Raw genomic sequence first — 19,684 nt, forward strand, 5'->3', positions numbered from 1 at the left:
CTTTAGTATAGGCTTCCTGTATTAATAACTGGTTGCGCACCTTTATCTGAAACGATGGCAACTAATAAATTGTTCACCATATTTGCTTTACGCTCGTCATCGAGTTCCAGTACGCCTTCTTCATCTAACATATGGATTGAATCTTTCGCCATCTTCACAGCACCTTCAACAATCTCTTTTCTAGCAGCTAATACTGCTTTTGCTTGTTGACGCTGGAGCATTGCATGGGCAATTTCTGTTGCGTAAGCTAAATGTGTTAAACGAGTTTCTAATACTTCTACGCCAGCGATTTCAAGTCGTGCTTCTAACTCACGCTTTAATTCTTCAGAGATCTCTTCAGTATTTCCTCGTAACGTGATGCAAGTTTCATCTTGGAAATTATCATAAGGATATTTTGTAGCAACGTGGCGGATTGCTGTTTCACTTTGAATTTCTACGAATCGATCGTAATGCTCAACACCAAACATTGCTTTTGCGGAATCAACAACTTTATATACGATAACGGCTGCAATTTCAATTGGATTGCCCTCAACATCGTTTACTTTTAATTTCTTACTGTTAAAGTTTTCAACACGTAAAGATACAGTTTGACGAAAAGCGAATGGAATTGTTAAAAATAAACCATTTTGACGAATTGTTCCTAAATAACTACCGAAGAACGTAATAACTTTCGCTTGATTCGGTTGAACGATACCGATACCTGTAGCTAAAACAGATGCTAATATGAGAGCTAAAATAGCTATTACAAACATTTCTTGTACAAGGCAAAATACACCGATAGCGGCTAAAACTAAAATTCCAATAACGCCGAGAAATCCATTAACATAAAATACTTGTTTTTCTTTCATATGATCGCCTCCTTGATATAAAAATGATATCACTTTTATATCATTACATGCAAGAGGGTTACACCTAATTTTCTGAATTTTATTGTTTGATATCTTTTATGTACGTTTTAAGGGTAAAAACAAGAATGTACGTTCTGTTTCGTGGTAAAATAAAGAAGACTTAGCTGCCCACTGCAGCAGCTAAGTCCCTTTGAGAGCATCTTGCATCGTGACAAATGATTCAAAGCGGTTTTGCCAGGATTAATTCTTCAATCGCTGACTCAATCTCTTTGTCAGAAGTGTCATAACTTCCATCTGACTTTGCCTTTGGCTTGTCATGACTGGAAGCTGAATTAACTTCTTCTTTATTATGTCCTTTTTCAGTGAAATTCATGCTAGGCATTTTAAATGCGCTCATATTCATATATTTTCCAAACTTACAGGCTTCAACAATAGGGCAGAAACGAACGATCCCCTCCGCAATTTTCATGGCACCAATCCATAGCAAAACTTTAGACCAAGTGCACCAAGGTTTACGTACGAGTTTAGCTGTACTACAACCGAAGAGGATGAGTCCGAGTGTAATTCGAATTAGAGCACTAATTGTGCCGATGTTTTGCTTCATTAGAAAAACACTCCTTTTTAATTAACTTCGAAATAGAAAATACTATTTCATTTGTTAGTATTCCGTATAAGTTTTTTGATATGTAATCCAACATTTGACGTTGAAAAAGATGTTGGATTGGGCGTGTGTGTAGGTAGTTTTTTTTGTTATAATGAAAGAATGCGTAAAAGGAAGTTCAAAAAGTCCGGTAAAGATAGCTGTCGCATTTCATCGTTGCATACGCCAGTCCGGTACTCATGTAGGGAAAACTACATTCCGTTCCTCCTGGCGAATGCGCCTCGGCCTGCTCGGCTCTCTATATCCTCCTTTTTGAACAAATATAGTAAGGAAGTTCAAAAAGTCCGGTAAAGATATAGCAAGGAATGTAAAAAATCTTGATAAAAATTAACTGTTATTTTGAACAGAAATTATATAACTAGAGAAAAGAAAGGGTGTTTTCATGTACGATATTTCCAAATGGAAACATGTATTTAAGCTTGATCCAAATAAGGAGTTAAGTGACGAACATTTAGAAATGATTTGTGAATCTGGAACGGATGCTGTTATTGTAGGCGGAAGTGACGGTATAACAATTGATAACGTATTACACATGCTAGTTAGCATTCGTAGATATGCAGTGCCTTGTGTGTTAGAGGTTTCTGATGTGGAGGCAATTACACCAGGATTTGATTTTTATTACATCCCAAGTGTTTTAAATAGCCGAAAAGTAGAATGGGTAATAGGTGTTCATCATGAGGCATTGAAAGAATTTGGGGATATTATGGACTGGGACGAAATTTACATGGAAGGGTATTGTGTTTTAAACCCAGAAGCGAAAGTAGCCCAGCTTACAGATGCAAAATGTGATTTAACAGAAGATGATGTTATTGCATATGCGCGTTTAGCAGACAAGCTATTACATTTACCTATATTCTATTTAGAATATAGCGGGACGTATGGAGACATTGAGCTAGTTAAAAATGTAAAAGCAGAATTGAAACAAGCTAAGCTATATTATGGCGGTGGTATTTCTAATGCAGAACAAGCGAAAGAAATGGCGCAGTATGCTGATACAGTAGTTGTTGGAAATATTATTTATGATGATATAAAATCGGCATTAAAAACAGTTAAAGCAGTAAAAGGAGAGTAGGTGCAGGCACATATGAGTACGACAGATAAGTTATTAAATGGTTTAAATCCGCAGCAACAAAAAGCAGTACAAACAACAAATGGAGCACTTCTATTAATGGCAGGCGCAGGTAGTGGGAAAACACGTGTGTTAACACACCGTATTGCATATTTACTTGGTGAAAAAGGTGTGGCGCCATGGAATGTACTAGCAATTACCTTTACAAATAAAGCTGCTCGTGAAATGCGTGAGCGTATTGATAAACTTGTTGGACCAGAAGCAGAAGATATTTGGATTTCTACGTTCCACTCTATGTGCGTACGTATTTTACGACGTGATATTGACCGCATTGGTATTAATCGTAACTTTACAATCTTAGATTCAGGTGATCAGTTAACTGTAGTAAAAAAAATTATGAAGGAGCGCAATATTGACCCGAAGAAGTTTGAGCCGCGCTCTATTTTAGCGGGTATTAGCAATGCGAAAAATGAACTGTTATCTGCAGATAAATATGCAAAAAAAATTACAACCGCTGATCCATATGAAAAATTAACGAGCGATGTATATACAGAATATCAAAAACGTCTTTTGAAAAATAACTCATTAGACTTTGATGATTTAATTATGACGACGATTCAGCTATTTGAACGTGTTCCAGAAGTACTAGAGTTTTATCAGCGTAAATTCCAATATATTCACGTTGATGAGTATCAAGATACGAACAAAGCTCAGTACCTTCTTGTTAAACATTTGGCATCACGTTTTAAAAACCTTTGTGTTGTTGGTGATTCGGATCAGTCTATTTACCGCTGGCGCGGGGCTGACATTTCTAACATTTTGTCATTCGAAAAAGACTATGAGAATGCACAAGTTATTCTGTTAGAACAAAACTATCGTTCATCACAAAATATTTTAAATGCAGCTAATGCTGTAATTGAAAAAAATTCAAACCGTAAACCGAAGAAATTATGGACAGAAAATCAAATTGGAAGCAAAATCTCGTATTATCGTGCTGCAACCGAAAAAGACGAAGCGTATTTTGTTGCGAAAAAAATTCGTGACGATATTCAAATGGGGAACCGAAAATATACTGATTTTGCAGTGTTATATCGTACAAATGCCCAGTCTCGTATGATTGAGGAGATTTTCCTAAAATCTAATATCCCTTACAAAATTGTCGGAGGTACTAAGTTCTACGACCGTAAAGAGATTAAAGACATTTTGGCGTACTTACGTTTAATTGGGAATCCAGATGATGAGATTAGTTTTGGACGTATTATAAACATGCCAAAGCGCGGGATTGGTGCGACTTCTATCGATAAAATTATTAATTATGGTGTGCAAAACGGAATCTCATTAACTGCTGTATTTGATGAGATTGAGCATGTTGGTGTAAGTGCAAAAATAACAAAAGCAGTAAAAGAATTCGCAAGTTTATTACACAACTGGGTAAATATGCAAGAGTATTTATCTGTTACAGAATTAGTAGAAGAAGTTATTGAGAAGACAGGCTATCGCGATATGCTGAAAAATGAGCGATCTTTAGAAGCGGAAGGTCGTTTAGAAAACTTAGACGAGTTTTTATCTGTTACACAAACATTTGAATCCCAAAGCGAAGATAAGAGCCTTGTTGCATTCTTAACAGACTTAGCTCTTGTTGCTGATATTGATCGTGTAGATGAAGATCCAACTGCTGGTGAAGAAGTTATTTTAATGACGATGCACTCAGCAAAAGGATTAGAGTTCCCAGTTGTCTTTATTGTTGGCTTAGAGGAAGGGATATTCCCGCATACTCGTTCTCTTATGGAAGAGGATGAAATGCAAGAAGAGCGTCGTCTTGCCTATGTAGGTATTACTCGTGCAGAAGAAGAGCTATACTTATCCAATGCTCAAATGCGTACTTTATTTGGTAGAACAAGTATGAATGCAGCATCTCGATTTATTACAGAAATTCCGGCAGAATTAGTAGAACCATTAAACGAAACAGCACCGAAGCGTGAAACTTCGTTTGGTGCAAAAGGAAGAACGACAAGCGCAACTACAACACGTTCTCGTTCAGCTTTCGCGCGTCCGGCTGTTAAGACGACAGGTGGCGAGCAAATTGGCTGGGGAATAGGCGATAAAGCAGCTCACCAGAAGTGGGGAGTCGGTACAGTTGTAAGTGTAAAGGGTGAAGGTGATTCAAAAGAATTAGATATTGCATTCCCAAGCCCAATTGGTATTAAACGTTTATTAGCAAAATTTGCACCTGTGACGAAACAATAGGAAAGGACTGAGGATATGTCAAAAGAGATAGCCAAAAAACGTATAGAAGAATTGCGTGATTTGTTAAATACATTTAACTATCAATATCACGTATTAGACAATCCTTCTGTTTCTGATGCGGAATATGACCGTGATATGCAGGAGCTTATAAAATTAGAAGCAGAGAACCCAGAGTTTATGAGTGAAGACTCGCCCTCCATTCGCGTTGGGGGGACTGTTCTTGATATATTTGAAAAGGTAACGCATAAATCACCAATGTTAAGTTTAGGAAACGCGTTTAATGAAGGAGATTTGCGTGATTTTGATCGAAGAGTACATCAGGGAATTGATGATGCGAATGTAAGATATATATGCGAATTAAAAATTGACGGACTTGCTGTTTCACTTCATTATGAAAAAGGACGCTTCATTCAAGGAGCAACACGTGGTGATGGTATAACGGGTGAAGATATTACCCAAAACTTAAAAACGATTAAAGCTATCCCGCTGCGTTTAAATGAAGAAGTAACGTTAGAAGCACGAGGCGAGGCTTATATGCCGAAGCGTTCATTCGTTAAATTGAATGAAGAGAAAGAACAAAATGGTGAAGATGTATTTGCGAATCCGCGTAATGCGGCAGCAGGATCGATACGCCAACTTGATCCGAAAATTGCAGCGAAGCGTAACTTATCTATGTTTGTGTATGGTCTTGCTAATGTAGAAGAAAAAACAATTCCATCCCACAGTGAATCACTGGATTTCTTAGGTGAGCTTGGATTTAAGACGAATCCAAATCGTCGTACATGTGAAACAATTGAAGACGTAATAGCCTATGTAGAAGAGTGGCAAGAAAAACGCCCGCATCTTGATTATGAGATTGACGGAATCGTTATAAAAGTAGACGATGTTGCTATTCAAGAAAGCTTAGGAACTACAGCAAAGAGTCCAAGATGGGCAATAGCTTATAAATTCCCAGCTGAAGAAGTTGTGACGAGATTAACAGGGATTGAATTAAGTGTCGGCCGCACAGGAGTTGTAACACCAACTGCAGAGCTGGAGCCAGTGCGAGTAGCCGGAACTATTGTCCGTCGTGCTTCTTTACATAACGAAGATTTAATTCGTGAAAAGGATATTCGAATTGGTGACTACGTTGTTGTGAAAAAGGCTGGAGATATCATTCCTGAAGTTGTGAACGTTATTTTTGATAAGCGTACTGGTGAGGAAGAAGAATATCATATGCCAACGCATTGTCCAGCATGTGAGAGTGAACTTGTTCGTTTAGAAGAAGAAGTAGCACTTCGATGTATAAATCCGACTTGCCCAGCTCAAATTCGTGAAGGATTAATCCATTTCGTTTCAAGAAATGCAATGAATATTGATGGACTTGGAGAACGTGTAATTACACAACTCTTTGATGCGGATTATATTCGTACGTTTGCTGATTTATATTCATTGACGAAAGAGCAATTATTAGAACTAGAACGTTTCGGTGAAAAATCAGCAACAAATTTAGTCCAAGCAATTGAGAATTCTAAGGAAAACTCATTAGAGCGATTATTATTCGGTCTTGGTATTCGTCATGTCGGTGCGAAAGCGGCACGTACATTTGCTGAGCATTTCGAAACTATGGATGAGCTTGTGAAAGCGACGGAAGAAGAATTAAAAACAATTAATGAGATTGGTGAAAAAATGGCTCAATCCGCTGTAACGTATTTCGATAATGAAGACGTATTAGAGCTATTACAACAATTTAAAGAGTATGGCGTGAACATGGCATACAAAGGTATAAAAATTGCTGATTTACAAAATGTTGAATCGTACTTCGCAGGAAAAACTGTCGTCTTAACAGGGAAATTAGAAGTTATGGGCCGCAGTGAAGCGAAGAAGAAAATTGAGGCATTAGGTGGAAAAGTAACAGGAAGTGTTAGTAAAAGTACGGATTTACTTGTTGCTGGTGAAGCTGCAGGCTCGAAATTAGCGCAAGCAGAGAAGCACAATGTTGAAGTTTGGAATGAAGAGAGGTTCTTACAAGAGCTGAATAAGTAAGAGGTGCAAACTTACGATGAAAAAAATAGCGTTAGCGGTATTAAGTCTTAGCCTACTTGTAAGTGGGTGTAGCATTGGTTCTAATAAAGATGAAAAAACAGTTGAGAAATCGGGGAAAGCGAAAGAACAAGCAGTTATCCCGAAATACTCCATTTCGGATGAATATTATAAGACAACGGTTCCATTTAATGCAGGATCTGCACGTGGTTTAGTTGTGCAAGGTTTAAATAGTCGTCTAGATGTAGATGAATTTGAAACAGGATTAATGCGTATTGCCAAAGAATCATTTAGCACGAAAGATTATTTCTTTAAAGGCGGAGACGTTTTAGATACTCAAAGTGTTCAAATGCTTGTAAAAAGAAAGCGTACAGGCGCTGAACAAAAAGAGCTAGAGGACAAGTTGAAAAAAGATGCAGTTAAATTTCCGAATGTAGGGTTGAATCCAGCCTTAAGTGAAGGATCAGAATCGCTAGAAGTAAAGAATAAAAAAAGTCCAATGTATATCTCAAATATTTTAGAGCATGATTATTATGTAAGAAAAGGTGAGAACGATGTTGAACGTGGTGGCATTGTAGTTGGATTAGCGATGAATTCTGTTCAATATTATGAGGAAGAGCATGGTTATCCGCGTGAGGCTGCAATTCCAGATGTGAAAATGTTAGCTGAAGGGAAAAGGATGGCCCAAGAAATCTTGAAAGTAATGCAGCAAAAAAAGCCTGAAATAAAAAATATTCCGGTTACATTTGCGATTTATCGTCAAGGTCCAAAGTCTTCGCTTGTACCAGGGAATTTTGTTTCTTATGCTAAGGTAGAAAAAGGTAGTGAAACGGTTGAGGATTGGAAACCAATCAATGAGAAATATTATTTATTCCCGTCAGAACAGGCAAAAGCGGATAATAAACGTGAAGACCTTGCAAGGGTGTCAAACTTTAAAGCGAAGTTAAGTGAGTATTTCCAAGGCGATTATACAGCTGTTATCGGTACTGGAATGTATAGAGATGATGAATTAAGAGAAATGAAGCTCGATATTCCTGTCCAATTCAATGGGAAAGCTGAAGTAATTGGTTTTACACAATATGTAGCTGGACTTGTTATGGAATACTTCCCGAATTATATGAAAGTACAAGTAACAATTAAATCTGTAGAACGTCCAGAAGCAATTATTATACGTGAAGCGAAGCAAGATGAACCATTTGTGAAAATTTTAGATTAAAGATGAGAGCTGTTCCATAAAGGAACAGCTTTTTTTCTTGAAAAATTTTGTTATAATTTTAAATGTTACAAATAAAGGGGTAAGGGGCAAATTCATGGAAGAACTAAGCTTTCAAGTCATTATTTTATTAATTGCATTCGGATTTTTAGCTGCTTTTATTGATTCGGTTGTTGGAGGGGGAGGGTTAATTTCGCTTCCTGCACTTATGTTTGTTGGTTTATCACCAGCTTCGGCAATCGCAACGAATAAATTAGCTGCAACGATGGGGACGCTTACGAGCACAATTTATTTTATTCGATCAGGTAAGGTGAATTTTCGGATTGTAGGAAAGTTAATCCCGTTAACTATTATTGGAGCAGTCGCAGGGGCTTTAGTAGTAAAGTTTATTCCGCCTGATATTTTGCGTCCACTAGTGCTCGTAATGTTGGTTTTTATTGCCATTTATATTATTGCGAAAAAAGATTGGGGAAGTGCATCTACCTATAAAAAGATGACAAAAGGAAAAACATTAATGTTTTTCTTTGTTATTTTAATGATAGGATTTTATGATGGATTTTTTGGACCAGGGACAGGATCCTTTTTAATTTTTGCATTTTTATTAATTGGTTTGGATTTTATTCAAGCGGCAGCATCTGGAAAACTTTTGAACTTCGTTAGTAATATCGTATCTTTAATTACTTTTTTATTTTTAGATGTGATTCATTTTGAATACGGTATAATTATGGGCTTATCAATGATTTTAGGTGCTTATTTTGGATCGAAGTTTGCGGTTCAAAAAGGTGTTGGATATGTAAGGACTTTATTTTTATTAGTTACTATTTTATTAATCGGGAAAAATGTTTTGGAATATACTCATATTTTGTAGATTCATACGTATGTATGAATCTCTTTTTTTTATTATATTTTAAAAATTAATAAATTTTTAAAATATAAGTCTAGGAATATTTGAATAAATCTAAATTATCGTGTAGAATAATGTTGTAAAATGTAAACGTTTTTCTAAGGGGAGGCTAAAAAGATGGTAGTAGCATACAAACATGAGCCATTTACAGATTTTTCAGTAGAGGCTAACAAATTAGCGTTTGAAGAGGGTTTAAAGAAAGTAGAATCTTATCTTGGACAAGACTATCCATTAATTATCGGGGGAGAAAAAATCACTACAGAAGACAAAATTGTTTCTGTAAACCCTGCAAATAAAGAGGAACTTGTTGGTCGTGTTTCAAAAGCAAGCCGTGAATTAGCTGAAAAAGCAATGCAAGTAGCGGATGCAACATTCCAAACTTGGAGAAAGTCAAAACCAGAAATGCGTGCAGATATTTTATTCCGTGCTGCAGCAATCGTTCGTCGTAGAAAACATGAGTTCTCTGCTATTCTTGTAAAAGAAGCAGGTAAACCATGGAATGAGGCAGATGCTGATACAGCAGAAGCAATCGACTTTATGGAATATTATGCTCGTCAAATGTTGAAATTAAAAGACGGTATTCCAGTAGAAAGCCGTCCAATTGAATATAATCGTTTCTCTTACATTCCATTAGGAGTAGGTGTTATCATTTCTCCTTGGAATTTCCCATTCGCAATTATGGCAGGTATGACAACAGCTGCTGTAGTTTCTGGTAACACAGTATTACTAAAACCAGCTAGTACAACTCCTGTAGTAGCAGCGAAATTTATGGAAGTATTAGAAGAAGCTGGTTTACCAGCTGGCGTAGTAAACTTCGTTCCAGGTAATGGTTCTGAAGTTGGTGACTATTTAGTAGATCACCCTCGTACACGTTTCGTTAGCTTCACTGGATCTCGCGATGTAGGTATTCGTATTTACGAACGTGCAGCAAAAGTAAACCCAGGACAAATTTGGTTAAAACGTGTTATCGCTGAAATGGGCGGTAAAGATACAATCGTTGTTGATAAAGAGGCAGACCTTGAATTAGCAGCTAAATCTATCGTTGCATCAGCATTCGGATTCTCAGGACAAAAATGTTCTGCATGTTCTCGTGCAGTAATCCATGAAGATGTATACGATCATGTATTAAATCGTGCTGTTGAATTAACAAAAGAATTAACAGTAGGTAACCCAGATGCAAAAGATATCAACATGGGACCTGTTAATGACCAAGCTGCATTCGATAAAGTAATGAGCTATGTTGCAATTGGTAAAGAAGAAGGTAAAATCGTATCAGGTGGCGAAGGAGACGATTCTAAAGGCTGGTTCATCCAACCAACAATCGTTGCTGACGTTGCAGAAGATGCTCGTTTAATGAAAGAAGAAATCTTTGGACCAGTAGTAGCATTCTGTAAAGCAAAAGACTTTGATCATGCACTTGCAATTGCAAATAATACAGAATACGGTTTAACAGGAGCAGTTCTTTCTAACAACCGTGACCATATTGAAAAAGCACGCGAAGACTTCCACGTTGGTAACTTATACTTCAACCGTGGATGTACTGGTGCAATCGTAGGTTACCAACCATTCGGTGGCTTTAACATGTCTGGTACAGACTCTAAAGCTGGTGGCCCTGACTACTTAGCACTTCACATGCAAGCAAAAACAACTTCTGAAACTTTATAAGAAATAGTAGAAAAGATCTTCACAGACTGTGAAGATCTTTTCTTTTTGAGAAACTCTCTATAATAGAAGCTAGTTAATTTCAATCAAGAAAAGGTTGCCAAATATTACTATTTGTTCTTTTGAATTAGTTAAACCCTATTAATATCGGGATAAACATGAAAATAGAAACAAAACAGCGAGAAAAATTGACTTATTAGTCATATTTTTTAGTATTCATTTTGAGGATTTCCTGTATAATACAATTTGAAAGAAAATCTATGGTTAGACAAGAGAACACTCCTTTCGGCTTTGCTAACTGAAAGGAGTGTTTTTTTAGGTCGCTAAAAACTCTTCTGTACTCATTATATTTGCGTATACTCCATTTAAACTCGCCAAAATTGTATTATGAATATAAACAGCTGGTATAGTAGCATTCTTAAATGAAAGATCTTTTGTAGCACAAGCATCGTGTATTACGGTACAGTGAAGGCCAAAATCAAAAGCAGCTCTTACTGTAGCATCAATACACATATGGGTCATCATCCCGCATATTACGACGTGCTCAACTCCTGAACGTTGTAATTGTTCTAGAAGATCAGTTTCTCGGAAGCTATTTGGATAATGTTTAAGGATAACGGTTTCCTCTCTAAGTGGACGGACATTTTCGTGAATATGGACACCTTCTGTATTGGGTAGGAAAAAAGTAGCGCTATCTTTTATAGCTACATGTTGGATATGAAAAATAGGTTCGTTTCTTATTCTAAAATGTTGTAGTAGCTGACTAGCATATTCACTTGCTTCTACTGGATTACGTAATTCCATCATTCCGCTTGGAAAATAATCATTTTGAATGTCGACGAGCAAAAGAGCTGTTTTCATATATCTATCTTCCTCCGATTTCATATTCAAATAATGTTATTCAATGAGTAGAGAAGATTCTCCTTTTTAAAAGTATGAGTGAGAAGGATTTTACATAACTTTAAAAATCACTATTGTATTGTTACTTCTTATTTTAAAATTCAAATAGAGAAATAATTAATATTTTTCCGAAAAATGTATTGACTCTCATTATTCTGAGTTCTATAATAAGACTTAATTAAACGACAATTAAATCGATACACTCTTATCCAGAGAGGTGGAGGGACTGGCCCTACGATACCTCAGCAACGGGTTTTTTAATACCGTGCTAACTCCAGCAAGCCTATAAAGGCTTGGAAGATGAGAAGATGTGAATGAGTACATATAAAAGTGCTCTCCTTCTTATCTTTTATTACTGATAAGAAGGAGAGCACTTTTTATTTTACCTCGAAAGCTCTACTTCAAGTTTTACAGCATATAGGAGGGAAGAAAATGATTTCTTTTAACAATGTAAGTAAAGTATATGAATCAGGTGGGCAGTCTGTTCATGCGGTTGAGGATGTAACGCTGTCAGTTGAAAAGGGCGAAATTTTTGGCATTATCGGATTTAGTGGTGCTGGAAAGAGTACGTTATTACGTTTAGTAAATATGTTAGAAAGACCAACTGCAGGAACAATTTCAATAGATGATAAAGATATTACATCATTATCGGCGAAAGAATTACGGAAACTAAGACAAAGAATTGGGATGATTTTCCAAAGTTTTAATCTATTTAATTCAAGAACGGTGTTTGGGAACATTGCTTATCCATTAAGGTTAGCGAAATTGCCGAAGAATGAGATAAAAGAAAGAGTGAATGAACTACTAAAATTTGTTGGTTTAGAAGATAAAGCGAACTATTATCCAGAACAGTTATCAGGTGGACAAAAGCAGCGTGTTGGGATTGCAAGAGCACTTGCGACATCACCGGATATTCTCATATGTGATGAGGCAACATCAGCTTTAGATCCGGAAACAACAACAGAAATTTTAAATTTATTAAAGAAAGTAAATAGAGAATACAATTTAACGATTCTACTTATTACACATGAAATGCACGTTGTGAAAGAAATTTGCCACCGTGTAGCTGTTATGGAAAAAGGAAAAGTAATTGAAGAAGGAAAACTGTTTGATGTTTTCACACAACCAAAAACAAAGACAACTCAAAATTTTGTACGCTCTGTTATTAATGATCACTTACCAGAAAGTGTTCTAGCGAAAATTCAAAACGGAGGTCAGATTTATCGCCTGACTTTTACTGGGGAAGAGACAGGGCAGCCTGTACTATCATATATTGCGAAAAACTATAACGTCGATGTAAATGTTCTTTACGGAAATATTATTGAACTCCAAAATGTGCTATTTGGAAATCTTCTTGTAGAACTACAAGGTGAACAGAAAGAAATTCAAAAAGCATTACAACATCTAAGACTGCAAGTGCAGCTGAAGGAGGTAGAAGCTCATGCGAGTTGATTGGAGTATATTTTGGCCTCGCATATTAGATGCGACGGGGGATACCCTCTTAATGGTAATTGTAACCCTTATATTCGCTACAATTCTTGGTATACCTCTAGGTTTACTATTGTATGTAACGAGAAAAGGGAATTTTTTAGAAAATAAATGGGTCTTTTCTATTCTTAATATCATAATTAATACAATTCGTCCGGTTCCATTCATTATCTTTTTAGTAGCTTTAAGCCCACTAACAAGAAGTGTTATTGGAACGACGATTGGAACGGCTGCAGCAATCTTCCCAATGACGTTAGTTGCATCAATTGGTATTGCTAGAATGGTTGAAACCAATCTTGTTTCTGTTCCGAAAGGAGTAATTGAAGCAGCACAAGCAATGGGCGCCTCACCACTTAGAATTGTTTTTGAAATCCTCGTACCAGAAGCTTTAGCACCATTGATCCTAGGTGTCACGTTTATGACGGTCGGTTTAATTGAATTTTCAGCAGTTGCTGGACTTGTCGGTGGTGGCGGTCTTGGTGACTTAGCAATGACATATGGTTATCAACGCTTTGATACGTCAGTTATGTTCGTAACGGTCGTTTTACTTATTATTCTTGTACAGGTAGCTCAAAATTTAGGAAACTACTTTGCGAAAGTCTTTTTACGCAGATCATAAAAAGGAAGAGGGAAAAAGAAAATGAAGAAAATTTTAGCATTTGCATTATCAGCGATCGTAGGGATTTCAGCGTTAAGCGGCTGCTCAGGTGGAGACACAGGTGCAGGCGCGAAAGAGAAAGTAGTTCGCGTAGGTGTAACTGGAACAGATGGAGACGTTTGGGAAATTTTAAAGAAAAAAGCTGAAAAAGAAGGGATTAAAGTTAAACTGGTTGAGTTCTCGGATTACACAACGCCCAACAAAGCGTTAGCTGATGGAGATATTGAACTAAACTCATTCCAGCACATTGCTTTCTTAGAGCAATTTAAAAAGGAGCATAAGTTAGATATTACAGCTGTTGGTACAACGCAAATTGCACCGATGGGCTTATACTCTGAAAAATATAAGAAAGCAAATGAAATCCCAGATGGTTCGGAAATTGCTATTCCAAATGATCCAACGAACCAAGCGCGTGCATTAAAACTTCTTGATGCAGCTGGATTATTAAAGCTTAAGAAAGATTTCGGTCTATTTGGAGATCCAAGCGGCATTGCTGAAAATCCGAAGAAGCTAAAGATTACACCGGTTATCGCACAGCAAACACCTCGTGTATTAAAAGATGTAGCAGCTTCAGTTATTAATAACGGTGTTGCTGGTCAAGCTGGATTAGACCCAGCGAAAGATCCAATTTTCTTAGAAGATCCAAATAATGAAAATGCAAAGGCCTATATTAATATTTTCGCAGCTCGTACGAAAGATAAAAATGATCCAACACTGAAAAAAGTAATTGAGTTATACCATTCAAAAGAAGTAACAGATGCAATTAAGAAAGAAACAAATGATGGTTCAATTTCAGTAGATCTTTCACTTGATGAGCTTGAAAAAATCGTAAAATAATTATTGAGTTTAACGACTAACAGTAGGAACCCCTCCGCTGTTAGCTCGTTCAACATATAATCTACTTAACAAACAAAACCCTAATTCTGTACCTTCTAATTTTGTATAACATAGAATCCAATGTTTGTTAAGTAGAGTGATGGACCAGGAGTTTTCCTGGTCTTTTTTTAATTAAAGCAGCTGGCTAATAATAAGGAAATCCAAATTATGATTGGGTAAGAGATTAAACTAAAAATGAGTGTACTTGCTAATTTCTTTTTAGGGATTAATAGTTTCTTTGATGAAAATAAGAAAAGAGAAAATAGGATAATGATAGATGCCGAGATTACTCCTGGATTATAAGAACGATAAATGAAATACAAGATAATATGCTGAACGGCGTTAAAGAAGAGACAGCCCTGTATAAAAATGATCAAATAAATAGAAGATATGATGCTTAATTGATATAGAATGACTATGAGTAAGACGAAGGTTGTTAATATGGAAATTGCAATGAAAAATTGTTTGTTAGTTATAAAATGGATCGAAAATCGATTAGCGATATATTGTGGCATTTGGAAAGCTTCTTCAAGGTTATGAAAAAAGAATAGAAGGAGGATTAGCCAGATTGTATTAGTGGTGAAATGTCTTGTTGAAGATGTTTTTATCAACTTATATCAGCTCCAATAAAGGGATAGAAAGCCTATAAGAAAAGGCTTTCTACAAGGGTATAGTTATTCAATTATGATGCTTTTTAAATTACTCTCAGGTTGCGGTTGTTCTTCAGTATAGGAGGAGAGCTCCTCTTGCAAAATATTTAGTGCGTGCTTAGCTGATTGCTGAATCGGATTCGGTAGCTCTTCTAATATACGCATACCGATTTTTATTTTTGTACGAATTACCTTTCTTAGTAATTCATCATGCATGTACTACACCTCCAAACCGAATGTTTAGTACATCATCTTCAAACTTAGCTCCTTGAATAGAAAGGTGTGTTAATGTTTTTGGTAAGGTGATATTTCGCTTCATAGAGCCGGCTCGAATAATAAGTTCATCACCTTTTTGATTTAATGAAAGTTCACTTTTGTTTGAGAAGGGAATGGACAGAACGAAAATATACTCATCGCCATCTTTTTTTACATATTGTGTGCGGCCATTAAATTTCACTTCAGTAGGAGAAGGGTCTGATTTAAATAAAGCATTTCCTACACGCTCTAACATAGCTAAACCAACAACTTCTTGTTCAAACATGGGAGCTTCGTAAATAGGAAGTGGCTGAAAACTATCTTTAATTAACGCCTTATATTTCTTTTGTGTATCTTTCCATGCCTGAAAGTAAGGGTCGGTAACAGTGTTAGGGATGACGCGGTTAATCATAATGGCATCTACGTTATAATCGTATAAGTTTAAATAAGTAAAACTGCGCTGAGCTTCTTTAATGACCATTTTTTCAGGATTTACAACAACGCGAATACTCGTTACTTCTCGGTTTGATAAAATATCTCTCATTTCTCCAAGTTGCTCAAGCGTATTCGTTAATTCGTCCATAATATCATCAGTTGGAAGGGGGACACCAAGAAGTGGTTGAGCTACAGGACGAACAACTTTTAAAATCTTCCTTTTAATAGGAAAGAGTTTTTCCATCCACCAGCCGAGCATGTCTGGAAAGCTAAGCATTGCTAAAGTTTCTCCAGTCGGTGCGCAATCAATAATGATGACGTCGTAAGTGTTGTGTTTATAGTAATCGAGTACTCGAAGTAAGCTAATTAAATCTTCCATACCAGGGAACATCGTTAATTCTTCTGTTGTAATATCATCAGCTGCTTTTGAAGTGAAGAGTAGTGTAATATATTTCTGCAATTTCCCCCAGCCTTTTTCCATTTCATAAATAGTGTTAATTTCTTGTGCCCACAAGTTTTCGCGAATTTCTAGTGGCTCAGAAGATAGTTTTATGCCAAATGAATCCCCTAAACTATGAGCAGGATCTGTACTCATTACTAATGTTTTTAATCCTTGTTTTGCACTTTGGATTGCTGTTGCTGCTGAAATGCTAGTTTTTCCTACGCCGCCTTTACCTGTATACAGAATAATTCTCATCATTAATATCCCCTTTGCTTCGAATGTCGAATATTACGAGTGTCGAAATATTTAATTGAATAAAAACCCAACTAGGGTCTTATCCCGCATTAACGGGCAGTAAGACTCCCGCCCAAAAATTCGACTGGAACAAACAAATTAGGTGGGAGGTCAACTGTCCGTAAATGCCCGATTGGTTCAACTAATAATCAGTGAGGGATGAGAAAAACCCCCACTGATTAAAGTTTCACTTTATTCAATCGGAATGTTTTTCATTTTAGGTGTAGAAACCTTTTCTTCTGTTTTTTGCTGTGACGTAGCAATGTGATTCATGATCTTTTGGAATATTTGTAGTAAGAATGCTTTTTCTTCTTCTGACAATGCATCTGTCACTAGGCTAAAGTAATGGGCCGCATTTTGTTTTACTTCTTGAACGAGCATTACGCCGTTTTCTGTTAAACGAATTAATACAATGCGTCGATCGCTTTCATTCCGGTAGCGTTCAATATATCCCTTTTTTACAAGGCGATTTACAACGCCCGTTGTTGTACTCATCGGTATATCAAGAAGATCAGCAATTTTTGTCATTGTAATATCCGTATTTCGCTCCATCCAAAGTAAACAAAATACTTCTGTCTTGGAAAGTGTTAAATCAAGGCTTACCCATTCTTCAGGATAGAAAAGTTTCTTGGCGTTATCTAGCAGTAAGTCTAAAAAATGTTCATATTGTAACAATTATTTCCACTCCCGTATATTTCGAGGTTCGTAATATTTGTTTTTATTTTATGTGGAATTGAAATAAATGTCAATGTTTTTAACTATTTTTTCAGATTTGAAAGAAAATTATCTTCAAAATAGAAATTTTTTGTGATAGATTAATAAATAGAAAAATGATTTTACATAAAAACCCATTGTGATAAATATATTTATCTATAATAGGTGTACAGCTAACGAGGGGGAGAACGATGAGAAGACGAAATACGCAAGCGTTCACGTTTTTAGCATGGACTTCATTTGTTTGTGCGCTTTCAGGAATGCTAATTGGGATTTATACGCTAGATGAAACGCTTAGTGTAAAAGGATACTATTTAATTGGAACATTATTTTTAACGATGTCTTGTTTTGTATTACAAAAAACAATTCGTGATAATGAAGAAGATAACGAGAGATTTCCGAAAAATAAATCGTTAGATAAAGAGTAAATTGTAAAGAAAGGCATTTGCCTTTCTTTTTTTATGTAAAAATACCGTAAGTGCCGTGTGTTGACTTGCTTGAAGTACTGGAAATTTGGTATCATCAATAGTATTGTAGATTGAACGATATATTATGGAGGTGGCCTAGCCGTGTCAAGAATTTCCGTTGAGAATGTAAAGCACGTAGCACATTTAGCACGTCTTGCAATTACTGATCAAGAAGCAGAAAAATTTCAAAAACAACTAGATGCAATTGTTACATTTGCAGAACAGTTAAATGAATTAGATACAACTGATGTAAAACCAACAACTCATGTATTAACTATGAAAAATGTTATGCGTGAAGATGTGCCAGAAAAAGGTTTACCAGTAGAAGAAGTATTAAAAAATGCACCGGATCACAAAGATAATCAAATCCGTGTTCCAGCAGTATTAGAATAGAGGAGGGAATTTCGATGTCATTATTTGATCATTCTGTATCAGAGTTACATAAGAAGTTAAACAACAAAGAAATTTCCGTTACGGATTTAGTAGAAGAATCTTACAAACGTATTTCGGATGTTGAAGATAACGTAAAAGCTTTTCTTACATTAGATGAAGAAAATGCACGCGCGAAAGCGAAAGAATTAGATGCAAAGATTGGTGCTGAGGATAATGGTTTATTATTCGGTATGCCAATTGGTGTAAAAGATAACATTGTAACTAACGGTCTTCGTACAACTTGTGCGAGCAAAATATTAGCAAACTTCGATCCAATTTACGATGCGACAGTTGTACAAAAGCTAAAAGCTGCTGACACAGTTACAATCGGTAAATTAAATATGGACGAGTTCGCAATGGGTTCTTCAAATGAAAACTCAGGCTTCTACGCTACAAAAAATCCATGGAACTTAGATTACGTTCCAGGCGGATCTAGTGGTGGTTCTGCAGCAGCAGTAGCAGCAGGAGAAGTATTATTCTCTCTAGGTTCTGATACGGGTGGTTCTATCCGTCAGCCAGCTGCATATTGCGGCGTTGTAGGTTTAAAACCAACTTACGGACGCGTATCTCGTTACGGATTAGTAGCATTCGCATCTTCACTTGACCAAATCGGACCGATTACACGTACAGTAGAAGACAATGCATACTTATTACAAGCTATTTCAGGTATTGACCGTATGGATGCAACTTCTGCAAACGTTGAAGTAGGAAACTACTTAGCTGGTTTAACAGGCGATGTTAAAGGTTTACGTATTGCTGTACCGAAAGAATACTTAGGCGAAGGTGTTGGCGAAGAAGCTCGTGAGTCAGTACTAGCTGCTTTAAAAGTGTTAGAAGGTATGGGCGCAACTTGGGAGGAAGTATCTCTTCCGCACTCTAAATACGCTCTAGCAACGTATTACTTATTATCTTCTTCTGAAGCATCTGCGAACCTTTCACGCTTTGATGGCGTACGTTACGGTGTTCGTTCTGATAATGTAAATAACTTATTAGATCTTTACAAAAATACACGTAGCGAAGGTTTCGGTGATGAAGTAAAACGTCGTATTATGCTTGGTACATTTGCTCTTAGCTCTGGTTACTATGATGCATATTACAAAAAAGCACAACAAGTACGTACATTAATTAAAAATGACTTTGAAAATGTATTTGCTAACTACGATGTTATTATTGGACCAACAACGCCAACTCCAGCATTTAAAGTGGGCGAAAAAGTGGACGATCCAATGACAATGTATGCAAATGACATTTTAACAATTCCAGTAAACTTAGCGGGTGTTCCAGCGATTTCTGTTCCATGTGGATTCGGTGCTAACAACATGCCACTTGGTCTACAAATCATTGGTAAACACTTCGATGAAACGACGATTTACCGCGTTGCACATGCGTTTGAGCAAGCAACAGACTATCATACAAAAAAAGCAAGTCTGTAAGGAGGCGAGCATAG

General features: G+C 36.5%; 19 protein-coding genes and 1 riboswitch. Of the genes, 12 read left to right on the top strand and 7 right to left on the bottom strand.

Annotated features, from left to right (window positions below; genetic code table 11):
- Positions 1-2 precede the first annotated feature (2 nt).
- Positions 3-848: an SPFH domain-containing protein gene (locus tag MR066_RS21065; protein WP_002063557.1), complete on the bottom strand. Its 846-nt coding sequence runs from the start codon at positions 846-848 to the stop codon at positions 3-5.
- 220 nt (positions 849-1,068) lie between these two features.
- A complete protein-coding gene (locus tag MR066_RS21070; protein WP_002167052.1) occupies positions 1,069-1,452 on the bottom strand; it encodes a YgaP family membrane protein in 384 nt (127 codons plus the stop codon).
- 439 nt (positions 1,453-1,891) lie between these two features.
- Here MR066_RS21070 and pcrB point away from each other — a divergent pair, with 439 nt between their 5' ends.
- The 6 genes from pcrB to pruA all read left to right on the top strand — a co-directional run bounded on the left by pcrB (position 1,892) and on the right by pruA (position 10,629).
- Entirely contained in the window at positions 1,892-2,581 is a 690-nt protein-coding gene (pcrB, locus tag MR066_RS21075) for a heptaprenylglyceryl phosphate synthase (protein WP_242248418.1), read from the top strand.
- 12 nt (positions 2,582-2,593) lie between these two features.
- Positions 2,594-4,825, top strand: a complete 2,232-nt coding sequence (pcrA, locus tag MR066_RS21080; RefSeq protein WP_002010031.1) for a DNA helicase PcrA — start codon at positions 2,594-2,596, stop codon at positions 4,823-4,825.
- A gap of 15 nt (positions 4,826-4,840) precedes the next feature.
- Positions 4,841-6,850, top strand: a complete 2,010-nt coding sequence (ligA, locus tag MR066_RS21085; RefSeq protein WP_242248419.1) for an NAD-dependent DNA ligase LigA — start codon at positions 4,841-4,843, stop codon at positions 6,848-6,850.
- A gap of 16 nt (positions 6,851-6,866) precedes the next feature.
- The gene (locus MR066_RS21090) at positions 6,867-8,063 is read left to right on the top strand and encodes a CamS family sex pheromone protein (protein WP_242248420.1); all 1,197 of its coding nucleotides are present in this window, start codon (positions 6,867-6,869) and stop codon (positions 8,061-8,063) included.
- Positions 8,064-8,157: 94 nt separating this feature from the next.
- The gene (locus MR066_RS21095; protein ID WP_002029466.1) at positions 8,158-8,928 is read left to right on the top strand and encodes a TSUP family transporter; all 771 of its coding nucleotides are present in this window, start codon (positions 8,158-8,160) and stop codon (positions 8,926-8,928) included.
- Between the two features lie 153 nt (positions 8,929-9,081).
- Positions 9,082-10,629 (top strand): L-glutamate gamma-semialdehyde dehydrogenase, encoded by a 1,548-nt coding sequence (gene pruA, locus MR066_RS21100; protein WP_002029484.1) that lies wholly within the window; start codon positions 9,082-9,084, stop codon positions 10,627-10,629.
- Positions 10,630-10,941: 312 nt separating this feature from the next.
- Here pruA and MR066_RS21105 read toward each other — a convergent pair whose 3' ends face one another.
- Positions 10,942-11,487 (bottom strand): cysteine hydrolase family protein, encoded by a 546-nt coding sequence (locus MR066_RS21105; RefSeq protein ID WP_061676182.1) that lies wholly within the window; start codon positions 11,485-11,487, stop codon positions 10,942-10,944.
- 241 nt (positions 11,488-11,728) lie between these two features.
- Positions 11,729-11,833, top strand: a riboswitch (SAM riboswitch).
- A 125-nt stretch (positions 11,834-11,958) separates the two neighbouring features.
- Between MR066_RS21105 and MR066_RS21110 the strand changes: the two genes are divergently transcribed.
- From MR066_RS21110 to MR066_RS21120, 3 genes are read left to right on the top strand one after another with little or no spacing between them, the layout of a single operon-like run.
- Entirely contained in the window at positions 11,959-12,978 is a 1,020-nt protein-coding gene (locus MR066_RS21110) for a methionine ABC transporter ATP-binding protein (RefSeq protein ID WP_002029486.1), read from the top strand.
- Positions 12,968-13,633 (top strand): methionine ABC transporter permease, encoded by a 666-nt coding sequence (locus MR066_RS21115; RefSeq protein ID WP_002091343.1) that lies wholly within the window; start codon positions 12,968-12,970, stop codon positions 13,631-13,633. The genes MR066_RS21110 and MR066_RS21115 overlap by 11 nt, the downstream gene beginning before the upstream one ends.
- Positions 13,634-13,654: 21 nt before the next feature.
- A complete protein-coding gene (locus tag MR066_RS21120) occupies positions 13,655-14,509 on the top strand; it encodes a MetQ/NlpA family ABC transporter substrate-binding protein (protein ID WP_215587178.1) in 855 nt (284 codons plus the stop codon).
- 167 nt (positions 14,510-14,676) lie between these two features.
- Here the strand turns inward: MR066_RS21120 and MR066_RS21125 are convergent, their stop codons facing one another.
- The 4 genes from MR066_RS21125 to MR066_RS21140 all read right to left on the bottom strand — a co-directional run bounded on the left by MR066_RS21125 (position 14,677) and on the right by MR066_RS21140 (position 17,299).
- The gene (locus MR066_RS21125) at positions 14,677-15,159 is read right to left on the bottom strand and encodes an HXXEE domain-containing protein (RefSeq protein WP_242248422.1); all 483 of its coding nucleotides are present in this window, start codon (positions 15,157-15,159) and stop codon (positions 14,677-14,679) included.
- A 63-nt stretch (positions 15,160-15,222) separates the two neighbouring features.
- Positions 15,223-15,414 (bottom strand): DUF3926 domain-containing protein, encoded by a 192-nt coding sequence (locus MR066_RS21130; protein ID WP_242248424.1) that lies wholly within the window; start codon positions 15,412-15,414, stop codon positions 15,223-15,225.
- On the bottom strand, positions 15,407-16,588 hold the full coding sequence (locus MR066_RS21135) for an ArsA family ATPase (protein WP_087955989.1): 1,182 nt from the start codon (positions 16,586-16,588) through the stop codon (positions 15,407-15,409). Before MR066_RS21135 ends, MR066_RS21130 begins: the two co-directional genes overlap by 8 nt.
- Positions 16,589-16,816: 228 nt before the next feature.
- Positions 16,817-17,299 carry a MarR family winged helix-turn-helix transcriptional regulator gene (locus MR066_RS21140; RefSeq protein WP_000942491.1) on the bottom strand — a complete coding sequence of 161 codons (483 nt, stop codon included), beginning with the start codon at positions 17,297-17,299 and terminating at the stop codon, positions 16,817-16,819.
- A gap of 230 nt (positions 17,300-17,529) precedes the next feature.
- On the opposite strand from MR066_RS21140, the gene MR066_RS21145 reads away from it, so the two are divergent.
- From MR066_RS21145 to gatA, 3 genes are all read left to right on the top strand, one after another.
- Entirely contained in the window at positions 17,530-17,766 is a 237-nt protein-coding gene (locus MR066_RS21145) for a YiaA/YiaB family inner membrane protein (RefSeq protein WP_002029490.1), read from the top strand.
- A 141-nt stretch (positions 17,767-17,907) separates the two neighbouring features.
- Entirely contained in the window at positions 17,908-18,198 is a 291-nt protein-coding gene (gene gatC, locus MR066_RS21150) for an Asp-tRNA(Asn)/Glu-tRNA(Gln) amidotransferase subunit GatC (RefSeq protein WP_000086999.1), read from the top strand.
- A 14-nt stretch (positions 18,199-18,212) separates the two neighbouring features.
- Complete coding sequence (gatA, locus tag MR066_RS21155) at positions 18,213-19,670, top strand: Asp-tRNA(Asn)/Glu-tRNA(Gln) amidotransferase subunit GatA (protein ID WP_002010048.1); 1,458 nt, start codon at positions 18,213-18,215, stop codon at positions 19,668-19,670.
- Positions 19,671-19,684: the final 14 nt, after the last annotated feature.

It is taken from the genome of Bacillus cereus group sp. BfR-BA-01523, from assembly GCF_022662615.1.
Taxonomy (GTDB): domain Bacteria; phylum Bacillota; class Bacilli; order Bacillales; family Bacillaceae_G; genus Bacillus_A; species Bacillus_A mycoides.